Origin of the sequence: Pandoraea sp. (genome assembly GCF_041919235.1) — a bacterium.
Lineage (GTDB): Bacteria > Pseudomonadota > Gammaproteobacteria > Burkholderiales > Burkholderiaceae > Pandoraea.
This window is the reverse complement of sequence record NZ_JAYRUC010000002.1, coordinates 105789-130565: the sequence shown is the minus strand read 5'-3', so window position 1 is coordinate 130565 and position 24777 is coordinate 105789. Positions and strand designations below refer to the sequence as shown.

The window sequence follows — 24777 nt, the reverse complement described above, 5'->3', positions numbered from 1 at the left end:
TTCGGTATTGTCCGAGGCGCCAATCGGTCGGCGCCGGCGCGTTTTCAGCCCTCGCCGGGTTGCCATCGACCGGTTGCCCCTGTACCGTACAATGACCGCGTTTTGCCGGATTCCGGCGGGTTTATAGCCAGGAGATTGTCCGTTTTGAACCTCGATGCCGTGCCCACTCTGGAGCTGACCACCTCGGCGCAAGGCCCTGTGGTGATGCTGCGCGGCCTGTGGACTGCGTTGGCACTCTCGCAGCGCAAGAAGATGCTGCTGCGGCTGGTGCACGCGTTGCCGCAGGGCGATCTGGCGTGGGACCTGACGTGTGTCGAGCGGCTCGATCACGTCGGCGCGCAGGCGCTGTGGCGCTATTGGCAACGTCGATACCCCGAGCGCATTGCGCTGACGCCGGCACAACGTGCATTGTTCGATCATCTTGCCGAATTCGACCATACGCGGCAGAGCCCGGCACCCACGCGCCGCATCGATCCGATCAGCCGGCTGGGCTATTCGCTGTTCACGCTGGGCGAGCACCTGCGCGATGGCATCACGATGTTTGGACGCTTCGTGATCGACCTGGGCCGTGTCGTTCGTCATCCGATTCGTGCCCCGTGGCTGGAGATGTCCGCCAATATCTACAGTGCCGGGACCAAGGCACTTGGCATCACGGCACTCGTCGCATTCCTGATCGGCATCGTGCTGTCCTACCTGTCTGCCCAGCAACTGAAGCTTTACGGGGCGAGTACGTTCATCGTCAACATTCTCGGTCTCGCGGTGATCCGGGAACTCGGTCCGGTGCTTTCTGCGATTCTCGTGGCAGGGCGCTCGGGGTCGGCCATCACTGCCCAACTGGGCGTGATGCGTGTGACCGAAGAGCTCGACGCGATGCGCGTGATGGATATTCCTCATGGGCTGCGGCTCGTGCTGCCCAAGGTCATTGCGCTGGCCATCGCCATGCCGCTGCTTGTCATGTGGACGAACATCGTCGCATTGCTCGGTGGCGCGATCGCGGCGAAGTACGAACTCGGCATTGGACTGCGATACTTCTTTTCAACGCTGCCCAACGCCGTTCCCATTGCCAATCTGTGGATCGGACTGGGCAAGGGGGTCGTCTTCGGCATGCTGATCGCGCTGGTGGCCTGCCACTTCGGCATGCGCGTCAAGCCGAATACGCAAAGCCTCGGCGAGGGCACGACACAGTCCGTAGTGACGTCGATTACCGTCGTGATTCTGGCCGATGCCATCTTCGCGATTCTGTTTCGCAGTGTGGGGATCGGCTGATGAGCGAATCCAGCACCCCCGACGTGCCCCAAACCCCCGTCTCACCCCGTTCGCCCACCTCGCCGACGGCTCCGACGGTCCCGGCGGTGCCGGCGCGCGGTGACGATACGGTTTGGGGCGCCACTGCCGGTTGTCCGCCAGTGTCCTCGACCTTGCCGGGTGGAGCCGAGCCGGTCATCGAAGTGCGCGATCTCACGAAACGCTATGGGACGCACACGATTCACGAGCATCTCGATCTCACGGTGCGCCAGAGCGAGATCATCGCGCTCGTCGGCGGTTCGGGTTCGGGTAAGACGACACTGATCCGGCAGATCATCGGGCTGGAGTCGCCGACAAGCGGTCACATCAGCGTTTTCGGCCACGACATTACAACGATCGACCGGCGCACCGCGCACCTGTTGCGCCGCCGCTCCGGCATGCTGTTTCAGCGCGGTGCGTTGTTCTCAGCGATGACGGTGTTCGAAAACATTGCGCAGCCGCTGCGGGAATTGCACACGCTTTCGGAAGATTTGATTCGCGATGTCGTGATGTACAAGCTCGAGATGGTCGGGCTGTCGGGGCGCATGGCGAACCGCATGCCGTCGGAGTTGTCGGGGGGGATGATCAAGCGCGTGGGAATTGCACGCGCCATTGCGCTGGAGCCGGAACTGCTTTTTCTCGATGAGCCCACGGCCGGTCTCGATCCGCAGGCGTCGGACGAATTCGTGGCCATGGTTCGCGGCTTGCACCGCTCGCTCGGACTGACGGTTGTGATGGTCACACACGATCTGGATACGGTGATGATGCTTGCCACACGCGTGGCGGTCCTCGCCGATCGCAAGGTGCTCGTCAATGCGCCGGTGGAAGACGTGGTGTGTGTCGATCATCCGTTCATCCACAGCTTCTTCCTCGGCGAGCGAGGCAGGCGCGCGTTGCTGGCTCTGCCCGCCGCACGGCGCGCCAAGATTTCGGAGTTACTCGACGATGGAAAATAAATCGCACGCTTTCATGGCGGGCCTCTTCACGCTGATGCTACTCGCCGCCGTTGGCGCGTCGGTGTACTGGTTCAATCGCGACAATCGCGTCCGCCTGCCCTACGACCTGGTGTCGCGCACCAACGTGACCGGGCTCAATCCCGAATCCGCCGTGCGATATCGCGGCCTGGCCGTCGGAAAGGTCGAGTCGATCAAGTTCGATACGAGCACGCCGGGACAGATTCTGATCCGCATTCTCGTGAACAAGGGCACGCCGATGACCAAGTCGACCTTCGCCACCCTGAGCTATCAGGGCGTGACGGGATTGGCCTTCGTGCAACTGGACGACGATGGGCATGACCGAACGTTGCTGTCGTCGTCAGAAACGCATGTTGCGCAATTGCCGCTGCGCCCGAGCTTTGTGGACGAACTACAGCGGCGCGGCAACAACCTGGTGCATCAGCTCGAAGCGGCGACGTCGTCGGTCAACCAACTGCTCTCGCCCGATAACCGTCAGGCCATGGTCGATTCGATCAACAGCGTGAAGTCTGCCGCGCAAAGCGTGAATCGCTTGGCGCAGCAGCTCGAACCCGTGACGACGCAGTTGCCCGACACAGTGCGCGAACTCACCGGCACGCTCGAGGGCGCGCACCGACTGACCAATCAGTTGACCGATCCTCAGGGCCCCCTCGTGCGTAACCTCGATAGTGTGGGACGCGCGGCAGATCAGGCGGCGTCGAGTCTGGCGGCGTTCCAGATCACCATGCAGACGTTCGAAGGTTCGTTGCAACAGGAAGCGCTGCCTCGTCTGAACACACTGTCCGACGATCTGCGCACGACGACACAGGCGGTGGGGCAGGCCGCCGAGACGATCAATCGCAATCCGCGGGCGCTGCTGTTCGGCACTTCGCCGCCGCCACCCGGCCCGGGTGAGGCGGGCTTTTCGTGGCCCGGCGGGGCAGGCCGATGAATCGCGACACCGTTATGCAAAGGGATATCGAGATGATCGAACCGATCAACGCGCACGGCCCACACGGACCCCACGGCCCCCACGACGCCAACGAGGCGAACTCGACGAACAACGTGAACCCGCCGAGCGAGGCAAACGAAGTGAACCAGGCGATCGAGACGACGCAGGCGATCAAGGCGATCACGACGATCACGACGATCAAGGCTAACCGGACCGGCCGGGAGAAGCGGTCCATCGGTGCACTTCGCCGTGTCGTCGACCGCGTGCGTGCGTTGACGACGTGGGGGCTCTGCGCCGGCGTCGCCGTGCTGGTGGCGGGATGTGCTGCGCCGATGTCGTCCGCGTCGCTGACACGCTTCGATCTTGGCCCGCCGCCGACGCCTGCGAATTTGGTTGCGCCGGTCGCTTCGGCCGCTCCGGCCATCAGGGGAAGCAACGCCGCAGTGACCACATCGGACGTCGCCGCCGCAGGTGCTTTGCGCCTGTCGCCGCTCAAGGTGGTGGTCAATGCACCGAGCTGGCTCGACTCGGACACGATCTATTACCGCCTGCCTGCCCGCGACGGCGATCAGGCCCGTGTGTATGCAAACAGCCGCTGGCTCGCATCGCCCGCGAGGCTCTTCGAAGATCGTCTGCGAGCGGCATTGTCGGTCGACCGGCCGGTGTTATCGGCTGGCGATCCGACGGCCGCGCCAGCGTTGCGTGTGGAGCTCGAGGAGTTTGCTCAGTACTTCGACAGCACTTCGATGAGCCGTGGCGTGGTGCAGATACGCGCCACGCTGTTCGATGGAACAAAGCTGCTCGCGCAGACGACCTTGCGTGCGCAGGCTCCGGCCGAGACCGCCGACGCCGCAGGCGGCACGCGCGCGCTTGCTGCGGCCACCGCCGCAGTGCAGAAGCAATTGGTCCAATGGCTGGCCGGGCGCGTGCCCGCGCCGTCGGACACGACGCGTGCGTCGGCGCAGTCGCGAGCGTTGCCTGGCGCCTCGCCTGCATCGGGCGCGTCGGCGCGCTAGGACTGCCTCGCCAATGCCCGAGCACGATGTCAAACCGTGGCAACGACGCGCGTCCCCGCTGACGCGTCAGGCGCTGCTTTGCCTGATTTTGCTGATGGCCTACGCGAGCCTGTATCCGTTCGAATTCGAGCGTGCGGCGGTGGGGCCGTTCGACTATCTTTTCGCACCGCTACCGCGCTGGATGACATTGTTCGACGTCGTCACCAACGTGCTCGGGTACCTGCCTCTGGGCGTGCTCGCCGTGCTGGCGCTGCATCCCGCCTGGCGCGGCACGCGGGCCGTCCTCGCGGCGTTCGTGCTCGGGGTGTTGCTCTCCGGCGGCATGGAAGCGTTGCAGACGTATTTGCCGACGCGCGTGGCGTCGAATGTCGATCTCGCCACAAACGCGCTCGGTGCACTCATCGGCGGTGCCATCGCGGTGCCGCTCACCAGTCCGCTGCTCGATCGCGGGTGGTTGCGGCATTTGCGTTTCGCATGGTTCGAACGTCACGCGAGTGTGCTGATCGTGTTGCTCGCACTATGGCCATGGGCGCAGGCCTACCCCCAACAGTTTCTTTTCGGCGACGGCGATCTGGTGCGACAGATCTGGCTCTGGCAGGACCCCGATGTCACCGGACGGGTACTCGACTGGGTGCCGCGACTCGGGCAGTTGCAGGACTATCTCTCCGACCTCGATGCCGTCGCCAGCCATGCGTTGTGGGAGACCGTGGTGAGCGCGAGTGGCACCGTTCTGGCGGGTTTGCTCGCGACGCTCGCCATGCGTCGCACTGCACCGCGTGTGCCGTTGCTTTGCGCGATGTTCGTTTGCGCGTTCGCGATCAAGTCCATCACGTCCGCGTGGCAGTTCTCGCCCGCGCAGGCGTTCGACTGGGTGACGGCCGGGGCCATTTATGGGGTGGTGATCGGCGCGCTGGTTCTGCTCATCGCCGGACGCGGCCCGAGGGCCCTGCGCGGGGCCCTCGCGCTGGCAGCGCTCGTGATATTGCTGGTCCTCGTCAATTTGCTGCCGGCGAACCCCTATTACGAAGCGGCGCTCCAGTCGTGGCGGCAAGGACGCTACGTCCACTTCAACGTGCTGGCGCGCTGGCTCGCATGGACCTGGCCGTATCTCGTATTGATCTACCTTCTCGCGATGTTCGATCCGAGCCATCGCGGCCCGGCCCGCAATGCCGGCAAGCAGCGCTGAGTCGCGCCACGCGCCATTGAAGCGCTTCACGACGCGACGGATTGTTGCGATATCTGAAACAACGTATTGGCCCGCATCCCATTGGTGAGGGCGCGCGCAACGCCTAGACTCTCGTGTAAGGCACGCCGATACTCGGTGTGCCATGACCGCCCGGCATCTTCAGGCAGATCCCGGGCGGTTTTCATTGACGAGGCGGTGATGCGTTCATGGGGATGGGGGGGTTCGCACGAGACTCGGCGGCGCGTGCTGATGGCGGTGATCGCCGCTGCCACGGGCATCGAAATGCTGGAGAACGGCATGTTCGTGTTCGCATCGTCCCATATCGCAGGTGGCGTGGGCGCCGCCCCCGAAGAGTATGCTTTTGTCTCCACGCTCTACGCGGTGGCGGGGATACTCGTCATTCTGAAGCAGCGCTGGCTGGCGGCACGCCTGGGGTATCGCACGTTTCTCGCGTGCGCGCTCACGCTCATGGCGTTCGGTGCGTGGCTGTGCGGCATGGCGCATACACCGGCGCAGCTCGCCGTCGCGCGTTTCGTGCTCGGGTTGGGCGCAGGGTCGCTGTTTACGGCCAGCCGGATTCTCATCAACCTCTGCTTTGCGCCCGAGCGGCGTTTGCAGGCGTTGCTCTTCTTCACTTATGGTTTTTTTGGCGGGCAGATCTTCGCGCCGTTGCTCGCGAGCTATCTGGTCGATCACTTCCTCTGGTCGTCGGTGTTCTTCGCCGTGGTGCCGATCGCGCTCACTGGCGCACTTGCGACGTGGCTCGTCATCCCCGATTTTCGCGAACACCTGCACGACGAGGGCGAGTTCGAAATGCGCGGCATCGTGTTCTTCGCCGCCGGCGTGCTGTTCGTCGAAGTGATGATGCAGCGCTCGCGCTTCGACTTCTTCTCGCATCCGCAGCACCTGCTCGAGCTGTGCCTGGTGGTGGCCGTCTGCGCGATCGGCTACATGTGGCATCAGTACTCGCACCGCAAGCCGCTGATCGACTTTCGTACGCTGGTGCGCAACCCGGTCTATGTGCTCGGGTTGGGCGGCTATGCCATGTATTACTTCTTTTCGTATTCGACCTCGTATCTGTTCCCGATCTACATGCAGAAAGGGCTGAACTGGAGCGTGGAGCAAACGGGGTACTTGCAGGCGGTGGCGTCGGGAACCAGTCTTGTCGTGGCCGCGATCTATACCTTGGCCCGCCCGAAGTTCGTACAGCTCAAACCGTTCGTGTTGCTCGGCTATCTCTGCCTCTTCGGCTTTGCCTTTCTCCTCTCGCAAAGTTATCCGGGCGTATCGAGCCGGTGGCTGATCCTGCCCATGGTGCTCTGTGGCCTTGGCGGTGTGTTCGCCATGATTCCGATTGCCGAAATGACGTTTCGCGGCATGGACGAGTATGTCTTCCAACACGGCTATCAGACAAAGAACATCGTGCGTCAGTTGGTGAGCTCGATGTCGGTGTCGGTCATGTCCGTGTTGATGCAGGACCGCCAAGCCGTTTTCATGCATCAGCTCACGCCGTCGATGACGCCGCTCAACCCGGCGTATAACGCAGCCGTCTCGCAAGCGCAGCAAGCGTTCGGCGCGAGTGTCGACCCAACGACCGCGGCGCACATGGCCCAGGCGTGGGTGGGGGGGCTGGCGTCACAACAGGCGCTTGTACTCGCGTGCGTGAACGTATTCTTCGGTTTCGCATGCCTTGCCGCGTTTTGTGCAATCTTCATGGCGGCGCAGCGACGTCTGCGCTGAGCCGGGTGCCGGGTGCTGCAATGCGGGGCCGGGCGTCCTGGATTTCGCGCTTCCTCATGCTGCGCCAGGCGGTGTGCGGTACCCGCGCGGTGCCCGGGGCCGCACGGGCTGGGCAGGTCGGTTAGAATGGCCCGCTATACGTTGCCACTCCCCAAGCCCCGCCATGGCCACCCAGCCGCAGTACTATCAGCATCACGTGTTTTTCTGCCTGAATCAGCGCGAACCCGGCGCCGACCGTCCTTCCTGCGCCAACTGCAACGCACAGGCGATGCAGGAGTACGCCAAAGCGAAAGTCAAGCAACTCGGTCTGGCCGGTCCCGGCAAGGTTCGGGTGAACAAGGCGGGCTGCCTCGATCGCTGTGAGCAAGGACCTGTCGTGGTGATCTATCCCGAAGGGACCTGGTACACGTATATCGACGAAACCGATATCGACGAGATCGTTGAAAAGCACCTGGCGCAAGGCGAAATCGTCGAGCGTCTGCTGATCGACTGATCCCGGCGGCAGACGCGATGCCATTGCGCTGCGCAGCGCAATGGCATCGCTGCACTCCAGCCCAAACATCGCCCATGAACGCTCAGACTGAACGCTTCACTATCGACGGCCCGGTCGGCGCCATCGAAATCGCCATCGACCGTCCGGCCGGCGCGCCGCGCGGCATCACGCTCGTGGCGCATCCGCACCCGCTGTTCGGCGGATCGCTCGACAACAAGGTGGCGCAGACACTCGCCCGTGCGTTCGTCCAGCTTGGCTATGCCGTGGTACGCCCGAATTTTCGAGGTGTCGGCAAGTCGGCCGGCGAGCACGACAAAGGGATCGGCGAGCGAGACGACCTGCTTGCCGTGATCGATTGGATGCGCCAGCAACCGGGCTGGGAGACGCTGCCGCTCGCACTCGCCGGCTTCTCTTTTGGCACGTTCGTGCTCTCTCATGTCGCGAAGACACTCGAAGCCGCGGGCACGCCCGCGCAGCGCCTGGTGTTCGTGGGCACGGCAGCGAGTAACTGGGACGTGGCGACCGTGCCCGCCGACACGCTCGTCATTCACGGTGAACAGGACGATACGGTGCCGCTGCAATCGGTGCTGGACTGGGCGCGTCCCCAGACGTTGCCCGTGGTGGTCATTCCGGGCGGCGAGCACTTTTTCCATGGCCTGTTGCCCCTGCTGAAACAGATCGTGGTCGACGCGTGGCGTCATTGATACACCCGGGGTGAAATTCGGCCGATTTCGTCCGCTCAGGCCCGCTGCGCTGGGGACGTGAAATCGCGACGGGTATAATTCGCCCCTGAACCTTGTCATGCCGTGCCGGGTCTATGTTCCGGACAGGCATGGCACCGGCGCTGCGGTGCCGCTGTCTTCTTTCGCCGTGCCGTGCGCTCTGAACGTGTCGGCTGCACGGCGTTCCTTCAAGCGCAGATGCCCCTGAGTCTCACATCGTTTTCCACATCGCCCATGAAATTCAACGCTTCGCTGTCCCGTGCCGCCGCCGCTGCGGCGCTCGTCGCTTGCGGCTCGCTTGCCACGCTTCCCGCTCGTGCTCAACAGATTCCGCCGCCGCCGATGTCGGCCAAGGCGTGGACGATCGTCGATATCACCAGTGGTCAGGTGCTGGCCGCCGGTGACGCGGACGCACGCATCGAGCCGGCCTCGCTCACGAAGATCATGACCTCGTACCTGGTCTTCGAAGCCCTTCGCGACAAGCGCATCTCGATGGATCAGACCGTCATTCCAAGCGATTCGGTTCGCAAGGTGGGTCGCGACGAATCGCGCACGTTCATCGAAGCCGGCAAGCCGATCACGGTGCACGACCTCGTCTACGGCATGATCATTCAGTCGGGTAACGATGCCTCCATCGCGCTGGCCGAACTCGTCGGCGGCTCGCAGCAGGGCTTCGTCGAATTGATGAATCGCGCGGCGCAGCGCATGGGCCTGAAGCACACCCATTACATGAACGTCGACGGTCTGACCGACCCGCAGCACTACACGACCGTGGCCGATATCGCCGCGCTGTCGACGCACCTGATTCAGGACTTCCCCGAGTACTACAAGATCTACTCGGAGAAGAGCTTCACGTACAACAACATCCGTCAGCCGAACCGTAATCGTCTGCTGTATCTCGATCCGACGGTCGACGGCCTGAAGACCGGGCACACGAACGAGGCGGGCTACTGCCTCGTGTCGACGGCGTCGCGCCCGATGCCGAATACGCCGGGCGTGAACCGCCGCGTGCTGTCGGTCGTCGTGGGCGAGCCGACCGAGCGCGCGCGCGTGCAGGACAGCCTCTCGGCGCTGAACTACGGCTATCAGAACTTCGACACGCTGCGGGTCTACGGTGCGAATCAGGTCGTCGCCACGCCGAAAGTATGGAAGGGCAAGGAAAGCGAGTTGAAGATCGGCGTGAAGAAGGACACCTTCATCACCGTGCCGAAGGGCGTGGCCGACAAGATCAAGCCGCAGCTCGAATTGCGCGAGCCGCTGATCGCGCCGATCGCCAACGGCACGCAGGTCGGGACCGTCAAGGTCATGGCCGACGGCAAGCAACTGGCCGAATTCCCGGTCGTGGCGCTCGGCGACGTGGCTCAGGCCAGCTTCGTCGGCCGTGCATGGGACGCCCTGCGTCTCATGTTCGTGAAGAAGTAACGACCGGCTGCGGCGTCCCGGTTCCGGGACGTTCGCCGGCAAAAACGCGTAGCATTGCACTATGCGTTGTCCGGCGTCGGTCCGGCAGGCTCGCAGTGCGGGCCTGCCGCAACGCAAAGGCGCGCCCCGTGGGCGCGTTTTTTCCTTTCGTCGCGCGTCTGGCGCGCCCCTTGCAAACATGGACAACCCCACCGTCTGGCTCAATGGCGAACTGGTTCCGCTCAGCGATGCGAAAATCTCCGTACTCGATCGCGGCTTCCTCTTCGGCGACGGCATTTACGAAGTCGTGCCGGTTTATCACGGCAAGCCGTTTCGGCTTGCGCAACATCTGGACCGGCTCGAGCGCAGCCTCGCCGAGATCCGCATCGCCAACCCATACTCGCGCGCCGAGTGGGAAGCGCTCTTTGCACGCTTGTCCGCCACGTGCGCGGCCGATCCGCACAGCGTCTACGTACAGGTCACGCGCGGCGTGGCGCCACGTCAGCACAGCTTCCCTAAGGACATCGTGCCAACGGTGTTCGGCATCGCAACACCGCTCACGCTGCCGAGCCGCGAGAAGGTGGAGCACGGCGTAGGTGCGGTCACGCACGAGGATCGGCGCTGGCTGAACTGCCATATCAAGTCGACGTCGCTGCTGGGTAACGTGCTGATGGCGCAATACGCGGCAGATCACGACGTTCAGGAAACGATCCAGTTCCGCGACGGCAATCTGACCGAGGCGTCGTCGAGCAACGTCTGGGTGGTCAAGGGCGGTGAAATGTTGGCACCGCCGCGCGATAATCGCATTCTGGAAGGCATTCGCTACGGCGTGCTCGAAGCCCTCGCGCGCGAATGCGGCATCGCGTTCCATGAACGCCCGGTCAGCGAGGCAGAGGTTCGCGATGCCGACGAACTGCTTATCACGTCGGCCACGAAGGAAGTGCTGGCGGTGGTCACGCTCGACGGCGAGCCGGTGGGCGATGGCCGGCCAGGCCCCGTCTTTCACGCGCTGTACGCGGCCTACCAGCGCGCCAAGGAGGCACTATGACGACGGAAAAGAAGGAAAGCCTGCTCGAGTTTCCGTGCGATTTTCCCATCAAGGTGATGGGGGCGACGCAGGACGGTTTCGCCGACGCCATCGTGGCGCTGCTGCGCGAGTTCGATGCGCAATTCGACGCGGCGACCGTGGAAATGCGCCCGTCCAGCACGGGCAAGTACCTCGGCCTGACCGTCACGGTGCGCGCGCACTCGAAAGCGCACCTCGACGACATCTATCGCGCGCTGACCGGACACCCCATGGTCAAAGTCGTGCTGTAACCGACGCACGCGGCACGTGCGGCGCACGCGATGGCCGCATGTGCGTATCACGCGTGCGTCGCTGCGCCGTCGTCGGGCGGTGCAGAGGCGTCGCGCCCCGGTGGTGTCGGCGGCGACATCTCGCCGGCCGTGTCGGCCATGCCTGCCGCCAACGCGGCGGGGCTCGGCTGTGCCGGGCGGCGCTGCATGTGCTTCACCGATTCGAATGCCGTCAATTCCTCCAGAAACCATGTTCTGAACGCCTGAACGCGTTGTGTCGCCAGCACGGCGGGCGGACACACGAAGTAGTAATCCCACTCGCATGGCGTATCGACGTCCGAGAGCCGGACGAGGCGCCCGGCCATGATGTCGCCTATGGCCAGCGAGCGCCGCACGAGCGCCACACCCTGACCGACGATGGCTGCCTGTGAGAGCATGCCGGAATCCTCGTACATCATGCCCTGCGTCGGCTCGGGGAGATCGAAGCCCGCCGCCGCGAACCACGGTGCCCACGGCTCGCGCTCCGAGCGCAGCAAGGTGCTGCGGCCGAATTCCTCGGCCGTCTGCGGCAGATGGCCATGGTTGTAAGACGGGCTGCAGGCCGGGAAAAACACGTCGTCCAGAACTTTCTCGATATGCAGCCCCGGCCAATTCCCCTTGCCCATGCGAAGCGCGATGTCCACGTCGTCGCGCTCGAAATCGGTCAGTTGAGCGCTGCACCGCAACTCCACTTCCAGCTCCGGATGCCGGTCGATGAAGCGCCCGATGCGGGGGGTAAGCCACCGGCCTGCAAACGATGGCATGGTGGTCAGTACCAGCCGCCGCTCGCTGCGCGTGCCCGCCTGCAGTTTGCGCGTCGCCTGGGCAATGTCGCCGAGCGCGCCGCGGATCGACGTGGCGTACTGGCGTCCCGCCGGTGTAATGCTGATGCGTTTGCCATTGCGCGCAAAGAGCGTCGTGCCCAGTTCCTGCTCGAGCGCACGGATTTGATGGCTGATGGCGCCGTGCGTGACGAACAACTCCTCCGCCGCGCGCGAGAAGCTCTCCAGGCGGGCAGCCGCCTCGAACGCGCGCAAGGCGCTCAGGTTGGGAAGTCTCCGAAGATCCATGTGAGATTTATTCGCAAGGCCGTGAAAATATGTCGTTTGGTCTGACGCCCGCCAGTCCCTATGATGCAATCATTGTCTCGCACTGAGTGGGGGTCGTAAAATGCAAAACAATTTAACAAAGGTGCAATACTTCTATGGCATCCGTCCGGGGGAAGTGGTCACCCTCGACTTGCACCACGAGCATACGCTGGTGGCTCGCGGGGCGGCCGTCTGGGTCACACGCGCAGGCGATCTGCGCGATTACTGGCTCATGCCCGGTCAGCGCCTGGCCATCGAACCCGGACGCCGGTACTGGGTGTCGTCCGACGACGAGGCGGAAGCCGAACTGCAGCGCGAAGTGACGCACCGCTCTCCGCTGGCCCGCGCGCTGCGCAAGTGGCTCGCCGGACGCCGGGCGTCTCGTGAAGCCAACGGCTGCACGGCTGCGGCCTGAGCCTATCCAGAGCGGGCCCGACATGACGTGTGCGCTGGCGCTCAACGCCGGGGTGCGCGTTGTTCGATTCGGGCGCTGACGCCTGCGGCCTTGGCGCGTCGATCGGCAAGCGAACCGAACCGACCGGCGCGGGCCGCCCCCCGGTGGGCGGATCAAGTGAGCCGACCGAGTGAGCCGACCGAGTGAGCGGACGCGAGGGCCGGTCAATCGCGGCCAGACGCGCTCGCGCATGACCGTTGCTGCTGGGCAACAGCGCCTGAGGGCGCCGCAGCGCGCGGCGGCGAGCAAGACTGCGGCGGTTTCGCTAAAATTGCGTCCATGACCTCCCCCCCGATCGAAGTGTGCTGGCGCGGCACCGAAGATTACGCCACATCGTTCGACGCCATGCGTGCCTACACCGACACGCGCGGCCCGCACGGCCCCGACCAGCTCTGGATCGTCCAGCATCCGCCGGTCTACACGCTCGGGCTGGCGGGCGACCCAGCCCACTTGCTGGTGGCCAATTCCGGTATTCCCCTCGTCAAGGTCGATCGCGGCGGCCAGATTACCTATCACGGCCCGGGACAGGTCGTGATCTATCTGCTCGTGGATCTGCGCCGGCGCAAGCTCGGCGTGCGCGAAATGGTGCGCTTGATCGAGCAGGCGGTGATCGACACCCTTGGCGCGTATAATCTCAGCGTTGAGCGCCGGGCGGGCGCACCGGGCATCTATGTGAGCGCGGGCGACGGCACCGCAGCGCATGCGGGTGCGAAGATCGCCGCGCTCGGGTTGAAGATCCGCAACGGATGCAGTTATCACGGCGTGTCGCTGAACGTCGCGATGGATCTGCGACCGTTCGACTGGATCAATCCGTGTGGCTATGCCGGCTTGCAAACCGTAGATATGGCCACGCTCGGCGTGGCCCCCCGCTGGGACGAAGTGGCCGCGCGACTGGCGCAGCAACTCGGTCGTCACCTCGAACAGCACACCGCGTCGGCCGAAGCCGCGCCGCAGGCCGACCCGGCCGGCAGCGCAAACGCCGCCGCCTGATTGGACGTCTGGAAAGCCCCCATCATGACCACCACCGTGACTCAGAACGACACCGTGAACAAGGAAGTTCACACGATCGACGGCGACTATGACGCCACCGCCAAGCAAAAGTCGCAAGCCAAGACGGCGCGCATTCCGATCAAGATCGTGCCGATCGAGCGACTGAAGAAGCCGGACTGGATTCGCGTGAAGGCCGCCACTCACACCTCCCGTTTCTACGAGATCAAGCAGATTCTGCGCGAGCACAACCTGCACACGGTCTGTGAAGAGGCGAGTTGCCCGAACATCGGCGAGTGCTTCGGCAAGGGCACGGCGACGTTCATGATCATGGGCGACAAGTGCACGCGCCGTTGCCCGTTCTGCGACGTCGGCCACGGCCGTCCGGACCCGCTCGATGCCGATGAGCCGCTCAATCTCGCGAAGACCATTGCCGCGCTGCGCCTGAAGTACGTGGTCATCACGAGCGTGGACCGCGACGATTTGCGCGACGGCGGTGCCCAGCACTTCGTCGACTGTATCCGTCACGTGCGCGAACTCTCGCCGCAAACCCGCATCGAGATCCTGACGCCGGACTTCCGCGCGCGTCTCGATCGCGCGCTGGGTATCCTCAATGCCGCGCCGCCCGATGTGATGAACCACAACCTCGAGACGGTGCCGCGCCTGTACAAGGAAGCGCGCCCGGGATCGGACTATCAGCACTCGCTCAATCTCCTCAAGGAGTTCAAGGCGAAGCATCCGGATGTGTCCACGAAGTCGGGTCTGATGGTCGGCCTGGGCGAGACCGACGAAGAAATTCTGGAAGTCATGCGCGATCTTCGCGCCCATAACGTCGACATGCTCACGATCGGACAGTATCTCCAGCCGTCGGCGCACCACCTGCCGGTGCGCCGCTACGTGACGCCGGACACGTTCGTCATGTTCGAGGAAGAAGCCAGGAAGATGGGCTTTACGCACGCGGCCGTGGGCGCGATGGTGCGCTCGAGCTATCACGCCGACGTGCAGGCGCACGAAGCCGGGGTGGCCGACGCCATTTGACTCGAAAGCGTCACGTCGCCGTCAGACATAGCGCGCGGGCCGTCGAGAGACGGCCCGCGTTTTTATTTGGGTGCGCAACGCTCGTGCTCTGTGGCGCGGCCCCGAGAATGGGGCAGACGGCAGCCCGTCGATTACGACACATCACAGGCAGTGTCCGGCGGAACACGCCATATGACGCGCGCACGTCGGTGCATACCGGCCAAGTCGTTCGAAACGCGTCGCTATCTGCGGTGAACGCCGTTGAATTGACCGGTCCAGCCGCCCGGCGGACATCGCTTCGTCGAGAAATATGCTGTAACAAGCCTCACCTTGCCGACGCCCCCTCGTTGTTTCAGAATATCCGAACCTTGTTTTGCTTGACAAAACGATGCGTCTGCCATCAGTACTGACGCACGGAAGTTCCGGAAGCATGCCAGGAGACGATATGTCCCGTCAGGTCATCGAGGGCCGATATTTTGTGGAGGCGCCACAAGGGGCGGCGGGGAGGCGTTTGCCTCTGGTGATCGACGCGCCACACAGCGGTCACGTTTTTCCGCCCGACTTTGACACCATCGCACCGACGTCCGCGATCCTGGCGTGCGGCGACGCCTATGTCGACGAGCTGTGGTCTCTGGCCACCCATCACGGTGCGACGCTCGTCGCAGCGCTTTTCCCGCGTGCATACATCGATCCGAACCGCGCGGAGCACGACATCGATCCTGAAATGCTTGCAAGCCTGTGGCCGCATGACGCGCGTCCGCAAGCGTATAGCGAGCGCGGTGTCGGGCTGCTGCATCGGTTTGCCGCGCCGAACGTGCCGCTCTACGACCGGCGCCTGTCGGTGGCCGAAGTCGAGCGGCGCATTCACGATTACTACCGCCCTTACCGGCAGGCGTTGCGCGACGCGCTGGACGCCGCCTGGCACCGGCACGGCGTTGTGTGGCATCTGGACTGCCACTCGATGTGCTCGCTCGGCGGCGCGCTCGATCCCGATGCGGGCATGTCGCGCGCGGACGTCCTCATCAGCGATGGCGACGGCACGACGGCCGACCCGGCGTTCTCGCGCTGGGTGATCGCCGAGTTCACGCGGCTCGGTTACCGCGTGGCCCACAACACGCCCTACCGCGGCGGCGATCTGGTACGCCACTTCGGGCGGCCTGCCGAACGGCGCCACAGTGTTCAGATCGAGTTGAACCGGGCGCTTTACCTGAATGAATCGCGCGGCGAGAAGCACGACGGGTTCTCTGCGCTGCAATCGAAACTTGGCCAATTCGCGGCGGCGCTTGCCGCTTATGCCGAACAACATAGCGAGGAAGTTTGATGGACTACACAGTCGCTTCGGTCGATACGGCGCTTACGCTGCTGTCGCTGGTCGGAGAATGCCCAGGCCTGGGTGTGACGGAGTTGGCGCAGCGCGCGGGGCTGAACAAGTCGCGAGCGTTTCGTCTGTTGGCAACGCTCGAACAGCACCGCTGGGTGGTTCGCGAAGGCAGCCCGGTGACCTACGTGCTCGGCGCGCAGGCGCTGGTGCTCGGCGTGGCGGGGCACGAGCAGGTCAACCTCGTGAAGGTCGCCCATCGCCATCTTCAGGCGCTCAATCGCGCGCTCAACGAGAATATCCAGCTTCGCGTTCGCGACGGCCTAGAGTCATTGTGTGTGGCGCGTGTCGAGTCGACGCATGAGTTGCGCGTGCACGGCGTGGTCGGCAACCGTCGACCGCTGTATGTCGGGGCGTCGGGCCGTGTGCTGCTCGCATTCGCGTCCGACGACGTTCGGGCGCAGGTGCTGGGTCGTCCGCGCAAGCGCTTTACGGCGGGCACGCTCATCGAGCGCGAAGCCCTTGCCGCCGAACTGCTCAACGTGCGTCGTCAGGATTGCGCCGTGAGCTTCGGCGAGCTCGCGCCCGAAGCCGTGTCGATCGCGGTGCCCGTGCGCGATGCGTCCGGGGAAGTGATCGCGTCGCTGTCGGCGTCCGGCCCGTCGTCGCGCATGACTCGCGCGTTGCTGCCCGACATCTCATCGCGCCTGTCGGCCTGCGCTGCCGAGATCTCCACGGCGCTGGGCTATCAGACGCCTCTACCGGAAGCCTTGTCGGCCTGACGCCGCGCCACCTCGTTCGCCGCTGCACCTGCCTCTCTTCGATGCCCCTGGCCACCTCGGCCAATGGGCATTCAGGAGAGGCTTTGTTGGCCTCAATGGCCGTTTGCGCCTCACCGAACTCGGGATCGGCCCCGAGACTTCGCCTGAAATCCCCCCTGCATCCCTGATTTCTGGAAATCCAGAAGCCATCCGCACCTGTTTTCCGGATTTCCGTAGGATGGATCATCGGGTTTTCCACAATTTCACCCAATAAAATCAAAGACTTGCATCGTTGGCATAGGTATTGCTTTATTTGACGTGTGCTGCCGCGTGATCCGGTGTCCCGACGGGAATCCAGACAGGCAAAGGCCAGCCGATCAAATAAAAGAGGAGACCTTATGTTCAAGCAATGTCTTGCCGCCGTGGCGCTGTGCGCGGCTTCGCTACACGCTTTTGCCGACGATCTGGTGCGCCTGGGGAACCTGAAGTTCGCCCACTACGGCGCTGTCTCATACATGAAGGTGATCGGTCCGAAGTACGGTCTGAAGATCGAGGAGCGCATGTTCGCCAAGGGCGTGGACATCATGCCGGCGATCGTGGCGGGTCAGATCGACGTCTCGGCCAGCGCGCTTGACGCGGCGATTGCGGGGCGCGCGCAGGGGGCGCCGATTTACGCTGTCGCCGGTTTCGCGAAGGGCGGTGTGCGTCTTGTGGCGAAAAAGGGGTTGCCGATCACCAAGGTGGCCGATCTCAAGGGCAAGAAAGTGGGGGTCGCCCGCGGCGGCGCTCAGGAGCTGATTCTGTACGCCGAGTTGGCCAAGGCGGGCTTGACGTGGTCGGATCAGCCGGGCAAGGACGTGCAGATCATGTTCATGGCCTTCGCCGATCTGAACCAGGCGCTCGCCGCCGGCAGCATCGACGCAATGTGCCAGTCGGAGCCGCAGGCATCGCAAGCCATCAACAAGGGCTTCGGCGTGGAAATGCTCAAGCCGTACGACACGCCGATCGGCGAGCCGGTGCGCGCGCTCGTGATCACCGAGAAGCTCTACAAGGAGAAGCCGGACGTGGCGCAGCGCCTGATGTATGCGTTCGTCGAGGCGACCGACTACTTCATCAAGCACCCGCAAGCGGCCGAGAAGTATGTGCGTGAAGACATGTTCAAGAATCAGATCACGACGCAGGACTTCACCGACGCCATCGGCAACTCGCCTTACAGCTACGACCTGAGTATCGCGCATGTGCAGCTCACGACCGACCTCATGAAGAAGTACGGTGTGGGCAAGCTGCAGGACCCGGTGCCGAAGGCTGAAGACTGGGTCAAGCTCGACCTGCTGGCCAAGGCGAAAGCCAAGCTGAACATCAAGTAAGGCGAGGCAAACGAATGGCCGCTGCACTTGCCTCCTCGGGCGCTTCGGGCGCCTCGCGCACCGCGCACATGATGCGCGGTGTGCTGATACCGCTCGCGGTCGTGGCGATCTGGCAGATCGTCACGGGCCTCGGGTGGATCAACCCGATCATTCTCCCGTCACCGCTCGCTGTCGTGAGCAAGTGGTGGCAATACCTCAAACCGACCGTGGCAATGGCCGAAGGCTTCGGCGCGTGGTTGCAGTCGAGCGAATTGCTCATGGACGCCGCCAACAGCCTGTATCGCGTCGTCATGGGCTTTCTCGCGGGCACGGTGATCGCGCTGCCGCTCGGCCTGCTCATGGGCACGAGCCCGCGCATCTACGGGCTGTTCAATCCGCTGGTGCAGGTCGTGCGTCCGATCCCCCCGATCGCGTACATTCCGCTGGCGATTCTCTGGTTCGGCCTGGGCAATCCGCCTGCGTTCTTCCTCATCGCGCTCGGGGCGTTCTTCCCCGTGCTGATGAACACGATCGCGGGCGTGCGCCATGTCGACGGCATCTATCTGCGCGCGGCGCGCAACCTCGGCGCGAGCCAGTTCACGATCTTTCGCCGCGTCATCATGCCGGCGGCGACGCCGTACATCCTGTCGGGTATTCGCATCGGCATCGGCACGGCGTTCATCGTCGTGATCGTGGCCGAGATGATCGCGGTGAACAACGGTCTCGGCTACCGCATTCTGGAAGCGCGCGAGTACATGTGGTCGGACAAGATCATCGCCGGCATGCTGACCATCGGCCTGCTTGGGCTGGTGATCGATCTGGGCATGGACCGTCTCAACAACCACCTGCTCAAGTGGCACCGTGGTCTCGAAACCAAGTGAGGCGAGCGACATGCTGATCGAAATCGAACACGTGGGCAAACAGTTCCCCGTTCCCGGCGGCGTCGTCGATGCGCTCAAGGACATCAACCTGAACATCGACGCGGGCGAGTTCGTCTGCCTGCTCGGCCCGTCGGGTTGCGGCAAGTCGACGCTGCTCAACGCACTCGCGGGCTTTGTGCAACCGACGTCGGGCGCGATTCGTATCGAGGGCCGTGCGGATGCTGCCGCCGAGCCGGGGCCGGATCGCGGCATGGTGTTCCAGGAGTACGCGCTGTTTCCGTGGATGACGGTGGCGCAGAACATCGCCTTCGGGCTGGAAATCAAGGGGATGCGTCGCGCCGACATCAACGAGCGCGTGGACCTGCTGCTTGGCAAGCTCAACCTGCGCGAGTTTCGCGACCGGTTTCCGCGCGATCTGTCGGGGGGCATGCGTCAGCGCGTGGCGATTGCCCGCGTGCTCGCGCTCGATAGTCCGATCATGCTCATGGACGAGCCGTTCGGCGCGCTCGACGCGCTCACGCGACGCACGTTGCAGGACGAGCTGCTGCGCATTTGGGAGGAATTCAAGAAGACGATCATTTTCGTCACACACAGCATCGAGGAGTCGATCTATCTGGCCGACCGGGTCGTCGTCATGACGTACCGGCCGGGCACGGTCAAGCGAGACATGGTCATTGACCTCCCCCGTCCGCGCGACACGGCAGGCAGCGAATTCAACGAATTGAAGAAGACGCTGGCCCAGATGGTGATGGAGGAGCAAATGCGCTTTGCGCAAAGCGAAATCCGCGGCGTTACAGCGGATTGATTACAAGGGTGGTGGCTTGCCCCACTGCCTGGAGAGGAAACATCATGCAAACCCAGACCAAAAAACCCTTCTACCGCATCCTGTATGTACAGGTGCTGATCGCCATCGTCATCGGCATCGTGCTCGGGCATCTGAAGCCCGATCTCGCTGTGCAGATGAAGCCGCTCGGCGACGCGTTCATCAAACTGATCAAGATGATCATCGGCCCGGTGATCTTCTGTACCGTCGTGACCGGCATCGCCGGCATGGAAGACATGAAGAAGGTCGGCCGCGTCGGCGGCAAGGCGATTCTCTATTTTGAAATCGTCTCGACGCTCGCGCTGATCATCGGCCTGGCGGCGACCCACATTCTGAAGCCGGGTGCCGGGTTCAACGTCGACATCAATTCGCTCGATCCGAAAGCCATCGCCGGCTATGCCGCGAAGGCGGCCCACGGCGAGACGTTCGTCGACTTCCTGCTGCACCTGATTCCGGGCACCATCACCGATGCGTTCGCGAAGGGTGACGTTCTCCAGATCCTGGTGATCGCCATCCTGTTCGGCGCGGCACTCGGCATGATCGGTGAGCGCGGCCGCGTGGTGACGAACTGGATCGACAGCGTCTCGGGCGTGCTCTTTCGCGTTGTGCACATCATCACCAAGGTTGCGCCGCTGGGCGCCTTCGGTGCGATGGCCTTCACGATCGGCAAGTACGGCATTGCTTCGCTGGTGCCGCTCGCCAAGCTCATGGGCACGTTCTATCTGACGTCGTTCCTGTTTGTGGTCGTCGTGCTGGGGTTGATCGCCAGGTTCACGGGTTTCTCGATCTTCCGTTTCCTCGCCTACATCAAGGAAGAGCTGCTGATCGTGCTGGGCACCAGCTCGTCGGAAGCCGCGCTGCCGCATCTGATGGAGAAGATGGAGAAGGCCGGTTGCTCGAAGTCGGTGGTGGGTCTGGTGATCCCGACCGGCTACTCGTTCAATCTCGACGGCACGAACATCTACATGACGATGGCTGTGCTGTTCATCGCACAAGCGACCAACATCGATCTGACCTGGGGCCAGCAGCTCACGTTGCTCGCCGTGGCGATGCTGACCTCGAAGGGGGCGTCGGGTGTGACCGGCGCGGGCTTCATTACGCTGGCCGCAACGCTGGCCGTGATCCCGACGATTCCGGTGGCCGGGATGGTGCTGATCCTGGGTATCGACCGCTTCATGAGCGAGTGCCGTGCGCTGACGAACCTCGTCGGCAACGGCGTGGCGACCATCGTCGTGTCGGCCTGGGAAAAGGAGTTGGATCGCAAGAAGCTCGCTCAGGCCATGTCCCGCGATCGGGCGCCGGAACTGGCCTGACGGTCGGTGGCGGGGCCACCGGCGCTGCGCGTGAGTCGTCTCGCGCGAGCGCCGGCGCCTTGCCAGCACAACATTCGCCACCGGGCGGCGCGGCACAGGCACAATAGCGCCTGAGCTTCGCCGCCCGGTGGTCCTTTGGTTCTCCCTGGTTTTGCGATGACGACAGGCGGCATCAACGTGCGCCGCCTGCCGCCATCGCCGGAACTGGCCGTCATCGACGTCGACAAGGCGTACGCTGCGCCCCAATGACCCCTTTGCACGACAACGCGATGCGGACACGCCAGCGCCCGGCACCGGCCGGTGCCGCGGTGTCGGCTGCGGACCCTTCGAATCGCCGGCGCGACGACGTTCCTATCGATATCGAGAGGATTGTGCCGATGCGCCGATGGTCATGGATCGCTGTCATGCTTTTGGCGAGCGTTCTGTTTTGCTGGTTGACGTACGCGCTGAGCTGGCAGCGCGGCGTGGCCGATTTGCGCGTCAATGCCGGTGCGCGCGTCGAGCGCTACGCGGGCAGTCTGCGCAGCACCGTCGACCGCTACGAATTCCTGCCGTATCTGCTCTCGCTGCATCCGTACGTGCACGACTTGCTGCTTCATCCGGAAGATCCCGCAGTCGTCCAGCGCGCCAACGACTATCTATTCGACGTGAGTCAGCGCGCCAAGGCGTCGGCGGCCTATGTGATCGACGCCAACGGGCTGGCACTGGCCGCGAGCAACTGGCGCGAGAAGGCCACCTTCGTGGGACAGGAGTATCGCTTCCGTCCGTATTTCATCGACGCGATCAAGGGCGCGCTGGGCCGCTTCTACGGTGTGGGCACAACGTCCGGTGAGCCGGGGTATTTCGTCTCGCAGCCGATCATGGTGGACGGGCAGATTCGCGGCGTGGTGGTCGTCAAGCTCAACCTGGAGTGGTTTCAGCGCGCTGGCGCCGACGCGTCCGAGCCCGTCGTCGTGGCCGACGATCACGGCGTGGTGTTCCTGTCGTCCGAGCCGCGCTGGCAATATCGCTCGCTCAAGCCGCTCACGCCGCAGGTCAAGGCGGCGCTCGACAGCACGCGTCAGTACTACAATCAGCACATTACGCCGCTCGCCTGGACCGAGGACGAACGGCTCGACGCCGACGGCGAGGTCGCCACGGTGCGCGACGGCCGTGGCGCAGGCAAGACGCGGCGGTTTCTCGCCGTGCAGCGCAAGCTCGGTGAGCCGGACTGGACGCTGATGTATTTCGCGCCACTCGATCAAGTGATCGCCAACGCACGGATTGCGGCGGTGGCGGCGGCGTGTCTTGCGGCGTTTACGTGCCTGCTGGGCGTGGCGTGGAATCAGCGGCGTCAGCGCGTGCGCGACATGTTGAAGAGCCGCGAACTGTTGCAGGCGGCCTATGCCGAGCTGGGCGAGCGGGTGGCCGAGCGCACGGCCGACCTGCAATCGGCCAACCAGCGATTGCAGACGGAAGTACAGGAGCGCTCGCGCACCGAGCACGAACTGCGCGAGGCGCAGAGCGAACTCGTGCAGGCGTCGAAACTTGTGGCGCTGGGGCAAATGGCCGCGGGCATCACGCACGAGCTCAATCAGCCGCTCTCGGCGCTGCGCAGCTTCTCCGACAACACGCGCGTGCTGCTCGAGCGTGCCGAATATGGCGCGGCGCAGGAGAACCTTGAAGCCATCGCGTCGCTCACCGACCGCATGGGCAAGATCACCGGGCAACTGCGGCTCTTCGCGGGCCGGGCGCGCCGTGGCGACACCCAGACGTCGGTGCACCGCGCGCTGGAAAACACATTGATGCTGCTGCGCGTGCGCCTTGCCGGCGTCTCGCTGACGACGACGTTTGCCGATGGTCTGGACGACGTGCAGGTGGCCTGCGAAGGCTTGCGCCTGGAACAAGTGTTGATCAATCTGGTGGGTAACGCGATCGACGCGGTGGGCAGTGTCAGCAGTCCGAATGCGCCGCCGTCGATCTGGATCGATGTGGAGGCCGACGACGCGTGGGTGCGCATCTATGTGCGCGATAACGGGCCGGGCATTTCGCCGGCGCATATGCCGCGGCTGTTCGAGCCATTTTTCAGTACCAAGGAGGGCGGTCAGGGCATGGGGCTCGGACTGGCCATCTCGTCGTCCATCGCCCAGGAGAACGGGGGGCAGTTGGTTGCGCGCAACGTTCCTGGCGGTGGTGCAGAATTTCTCGTGACGCTGCGCCGTGTGCAACGCACAGGCGCGACAATCGCATGATGTACAAGAACCTCCAGATCCTTTTCGTCGAAGACGACGAACTTGTGCGGCGTGCCACGCTGCAAAGCCTGCAACTCGCCGGACTCGACGCCTTCGGGCTCGCCTCGGCCGAGGCCGCGCGCGAGCGCATCACGCCGGACTTCGCCGGTATCGTCGTGTCCGACATTCGCCTGATCGGTATGAGCGGGCTGGAACTGCTCGCGCATCTGCGTCAGCATGCGCCGGAGGTACCGGTGATTCTCGTGACCGGTCACGGCGATATTTCGATGGCCGTTCAGGCGATCCGCGATGGCGCCTACGATTTCATCGAAAAGCCCTTTGCGCCGGATCGGCTGATCGAATCGGCCAAGCGCGCGCTTGAGACGCGCAAGCTCATGCTTGAGAACCAGGCGCTGCGGCGAGAGCTGGCGGAGCAAGGCGGGCGCGCTTCGCGCATCATCGGACGCAGTCCGTCGATGGAGACGCTGCGCACGCTCATCGCCAACGTGGCGATGACCGACGCGCCGGTGCTGATCAACGGCGACACGGGGACGGGGAAAGAGTTGGTGGCGCGCAGCCTGCATGAGCTGTCGCGCCGCCGCGATGCGCCGTTCGTTGCGCTGAACTGCGGTGCGCTGCCCGAGTCGATCTTCGAGAGCGAGATGTTCGGCCACGAGGTCGGCGCGTTTACCGGCGCGGCCAAACGTCGTATCGGGAAGCTCGAGCATGCGTCGGGCGGCACGCTGTTTCTCGACGAGATCGAGAGCATGCCTGCGGCGTTGCAGGTGAAACTGCTGCGCGTGTTGCAGGACGGCGTGCTGGAGCGGCTTGGCTCGAATCAGTCGATTCGCGTCGACTGTCGTGTGGTCGCGGCAGCCAAGGGCGACATGGAGGCGCTCGTTCGCGAGGGCGCGTTCCGCCGCGATCTGTTTTATCGCCTGAACGTGGTGACGCTGGCGTTGCCGCCGTTACGCGAGCGTCGCGAGGACATCCTGCCGCTGTTCGAGCACTTCATGCTGGATGCCGCAGTGCGCTATGGGCGCCCCGCGCCTGTGGTTTCCGAGCGCATGCGTCAGGAGTTGATGCAAGCGGACTGGCCGGGCAACGTGCGCGAGCTTCGAAATGCGGCGGATCGTCTGGTGCTCGGCGTAGCGAGCGCGCCCGAGGGCGATTCGCTCGCACCGCTGCCGCTCAAGGAGCAGGTGGACCGATTTGAGCGCGCCGTGCTGCAAGAGGCGCTGGAACACAGCAAAGGCAACGTGGCGGCGACGGCCGAGGCGCTGCATGTGCCCAAGGCGACGCTCTACGAAAAGCTCAAGCGTTATGGCCTGCAAACCCGAGGTCAGGGCGACGGAGGTGACGGCGGGCGTTGAGGGCGGTTGAGGGCGCTTGAGGGGGATCCTGAAGGGGCACGCTGAGGGGCGCTGGCGGGCGTTGACGTTCGGTGCCAATGGCGGGGTGCAATCAAAAGCGCCCCGAAGGGCGCTTTTGATGTGA

23 protein-coding genes are annotated in these 24777 nt (G+C 64.1%); 22 read left to right on the top strand and 1 reads right to left on the bottom strand.

What is annotated here, in order from left to right:
* The first annotated feature begins 144 nt into the window (after positions 1–144).
* The 11 genes from ACE3UG_RS02165 (at position 145) to ACE3UG_RS02115 (ending at position 11064) form a co-directional block, all read left to right on the top strand.
* Positions 145–1266 carry an MlaE family ABC transporter permease gene (locus ACE3UG_RS02165; RefSeq protein WP_374618991.1) on the top strand — a complete coding sequence of 374 codons (1122 nt, stop codon included), beginning with the start codon at positions 145–147 and terminating at the stop codon, positions 1264–1266.
* Positions 1266–2240 (top strand): ABC transporter ATP-binding protein, encoded by a 975-nt coding sequence (locus tag ACE3UG_RS02160; protein WP_374618988.1) that lies wholly within the window; start codon positions 1266–1268, stop codon positions 2238–2240. Before ACE3UG_RS02165 ends, ACE3UG_RS02160 begins: the two co-directional genes overlap by 1 nt.
* Complete coding sequence (locus tag ACE3UG_RS02155; protein WP_374618985.1) at positions 2230–3189, top strand: MlaD family protein; 960 nt, start codon at positions 2230–2232, stop codon at positions 3187–3189. Before ACE3UG_RS02160 ends, ACE3UG_RS02155 begins: the two co-directional genes overlap by 11 nt.
* A gap of 32 nt (positions 3190–3221) precedes the next feature.
* Positions 3222–4205 carry an ABC-type transport auxiliary lipoprotein family protein gene (locus tag ACE3UG_RS02150; RefSeq protein ID WP_374618982.1) on the top strand — a complete coding sequence of 328 codons (984 nt, stop codon included), beginning with the start codon at positions 3222–3224 and terminating at the stop codon, positions 4203–4205.
* Positions 4206–4218: 13 nt separating this feature from the next.
* The gene (locus ACE3UG_RS02145) at positions 4219–5391 is read left to right on the top strand and encodes a VanZ family protein (RefSeq protein WP_374618979.1); all 1173 of its coding nucleotides are present in this window, start codon (positions 4219–4221) and stop codon (positions 5389–5391) included.
* A gap of 198 nt (positions 5392–5589) precedes the next feature.
* A complete protein-coding gene (locus tag ACE3UG_RS02140; RefSeq protein WP_374618976.1) occupies positions 5590–7131 on the top strand; it encodes an MFS transporter in 1542 nt (513 codons plus the stop codon).
* 163 nt (positions 7132–7294) lie between these two features.
* Positions 7295–7624 (top strand): ferredoxin, encoded by a 330-nt coding sequence (locus tag ACE3UG_RS02135; protein ID WP_150611231.1) that lies wholly within the window; start codon positions 7295–7297, stop codon positions 7622–7624.
* Positions 7625–7698: 74 nt separating this feature from the next.
* Positions 7699–8328 carry an alpha/beta hydrolase gene (locus ACE3UG_RS02130; RefSeq protein ID WP_374618973.1) on the top strand — a complete coding sequence of 210 codons (630 nt, stop codon included), beginning with the start codon at positions 7699–7701 and terminating at the stop codon, positions 8326–8328.
* 252 nt (positions 8329–8580) lie between these two features.
* Positions 8581–9768, top strand: a complete 1188-nt coding sequence (locus ACE3UG_RS02125; RefSeq protein WP_374618970.1) for a D-alanyl-D-alanine carboxypeptidase family protein — start codon at positions 8581–8583, stop codon at positions 9766–9768.
* A 178-nt stretch (positions 9769–9946) separates the two neighbouring features.
* Positions 9947–10795 carry a D-amino acid aminotransferase gene (locus ACE3UG_RS02120; RefSeq protein ID WP_374618967.1) on the top strand — a complete coding sequence of 283 codons (849 nt, stop codon included), beginning with the start codon at positions 9947–9949 and terminating at the stop codon, positions 10793–10795.
* On the top strand, positions 10792–11064 hold the full coding sequence (locus ACE3UG_RS02115; protein ID WP_374618964.1) for a DUF493 family protein: 273 nt from the start codon (positions 10792–10794) through the stop codon (positions 11062–11064). The genes ACE3UG_RS02120 and ACE3UG_RS02115 overlap by 4 nt, the downstream gene beginning before the upstream one ends.
* A gap of 47 nt (positions 11065–11111) precedes the next feature.
* On the opposite strand, the gene ACE3UG_RS02110 is transcribed toward ACE3UG_RS02115, so the two are convergent.
* Complete coding sequence (locus tag ACE3UG_RS02110; protein ID WP_374618962.1) at positions 11112–12152, bottom strand: transcriptional regulator GcvA; 1041 nt, start codon at positions 12150–12152, stop codon at positions 11112–11114.
* A gap of 100 nt (positions 12153–12252) precedes the next feature.
* On the opposite strand from ACE3UG_RS02110, the gene ACE3UG_RS02105 reads away from it, so the two are divergent.
* The 11 genes from ACE3UG_RS02105 to ACE3UG_RS02055 all read left to right on the top strand — a co-directional run bounded on the left by ACE3UG_RS02105 (position 12253) and on the right by ACE3UG_RS02055 (position 24653).
* Entirely contained in the window at positions 12253–12585 is a 333-nt protein-coding gene (locus ACE3UG_RS02105) for a DUF2917 domain-containing protein (RefSeq protein WP_374618959.1), read from the top strand.
* A 318-nt stretch (positions 12586–12903) separates the two neighbouring features.
* The gene (gene lipB / locus ACE3UG_RS02100) at positions 12904–13614 is read left to right on the top strand and encodes a lipoyl(octanoyl) transferase LipB (RefSeq protein WP_374618956.1); all 711 of its coding nucleotides are present in this window, start codon (positions 12904–12906) and stop codon (positions 13612–13614) included.
* Positions 13615–13638: 24 nt separating this feature from the next.
* Complete coding sequence (lipA, locus tag ACE3UG_RS02095) at positions 13639–14649, top strand: lipoyl synthase (protein WP_374618954.1); 1011 nt, start codon at positions 13639–13641, stop codon at positions 14647–14649.
* Positions 14650–15073: 424 nt separating this feature from the next.
* Positions 15074–15949 (top strand): N-formylglutamate amidohydrolase, encoded by an 876-nt coding sequence (locus ACE3UG_RS02090; RefSeq protein WP_374618951.1) that lies wholly within the window; start codon positions 15074–15076, stop codon positions 15947–15949.
* Positions 15949–16728, top strand: coding sequence for an IclR family transcriptional regulator (locus tag ACE3UG_RS02085; protein WP_374618948.1), 780 nt, complete (start codon positions 15949–15951; stop codon positions 16726–16728). Before ACE3UG_RS02090 ends, ACE3UG_RS02085 begins: the two co-directional genes overlap by 1 nt.
* A 377-nt stretch (positions 16729–17105) precedes the next feature.
* Entirely contained in the window at positions 17106–18074 is a 969-nt protein-coding gene (locus ACE3UG_RS02080; protein ID WP_374618945.1) for an ABC transporter substrate-binding protein, read from the top strand.
* A 14-nt stretch (positions 18075–18088) separates the two neighbouring features.
* Positions 18089–18934 carry an ABC transporter permease gene (locus ACE3UG_RS02075; protein ID WP_374618942.1) on the top strand — a complete coding sequence of 282 codons (846 nt, stop codon included), beginning with the start codon at positions 18089–18091 and terminating at the stop codon, positions 18932–18934.
* A 10-nt stretch (positions 18935–18944) separates the two neighbouring features.
* Positions 18945–19739 carry an ABC transporter ATP-binding protein gene (locus ACE3UG_RS02070; protein WP_374618939.1) on the top strand — a complete coding sequence of 265 codons (795 nt, stop codon included), beginning with the start codon at positions 18945–18947 and terminating at the stop codon, positions 19737–19739.
* A 44-nt stretch (positions 19740–19783) separates the two neighbouring features.
* On the top strand, positions 19784–21070 hold the full coding sequence (locus ACE3UG_RS02065) for a dicarboxylate/amino acid:cation symporter (protein WP_374618936.1): 1287 nt from the start codon (positions 19784–19786) through the stop codon (positions 21068–21070).
* A 269-nt stretch (positions 21071–21339) separates the two neighbouring features.
* Entirely contained in the window at positions 21340–23301 is a 1962-nt protein-coding gene (locus tag ACE3UG_RS02060) for an ATP-binding protein (protein WP_374618933.1), read from the top strand.
* Positions 23298–24653 carry a sigma-54-dependent transcriptional regulator gene (locus ACE3UG_RS02055; RefSeq protein WP_374618930.1) on the top strand — a complete coding sequence of 452 codons (1356 nt, stop codon included), beginning with the start codon at positions 23298–23300 and terminating at the stop codon, positions 24651–24653. Before ACE3UG_RS02060 ends, ACE3UG_RS02055 begins: the two co-directional genes overlap by 4 nt.
* Positions 24654–24777: the final 124 nt, after the last annotated feature.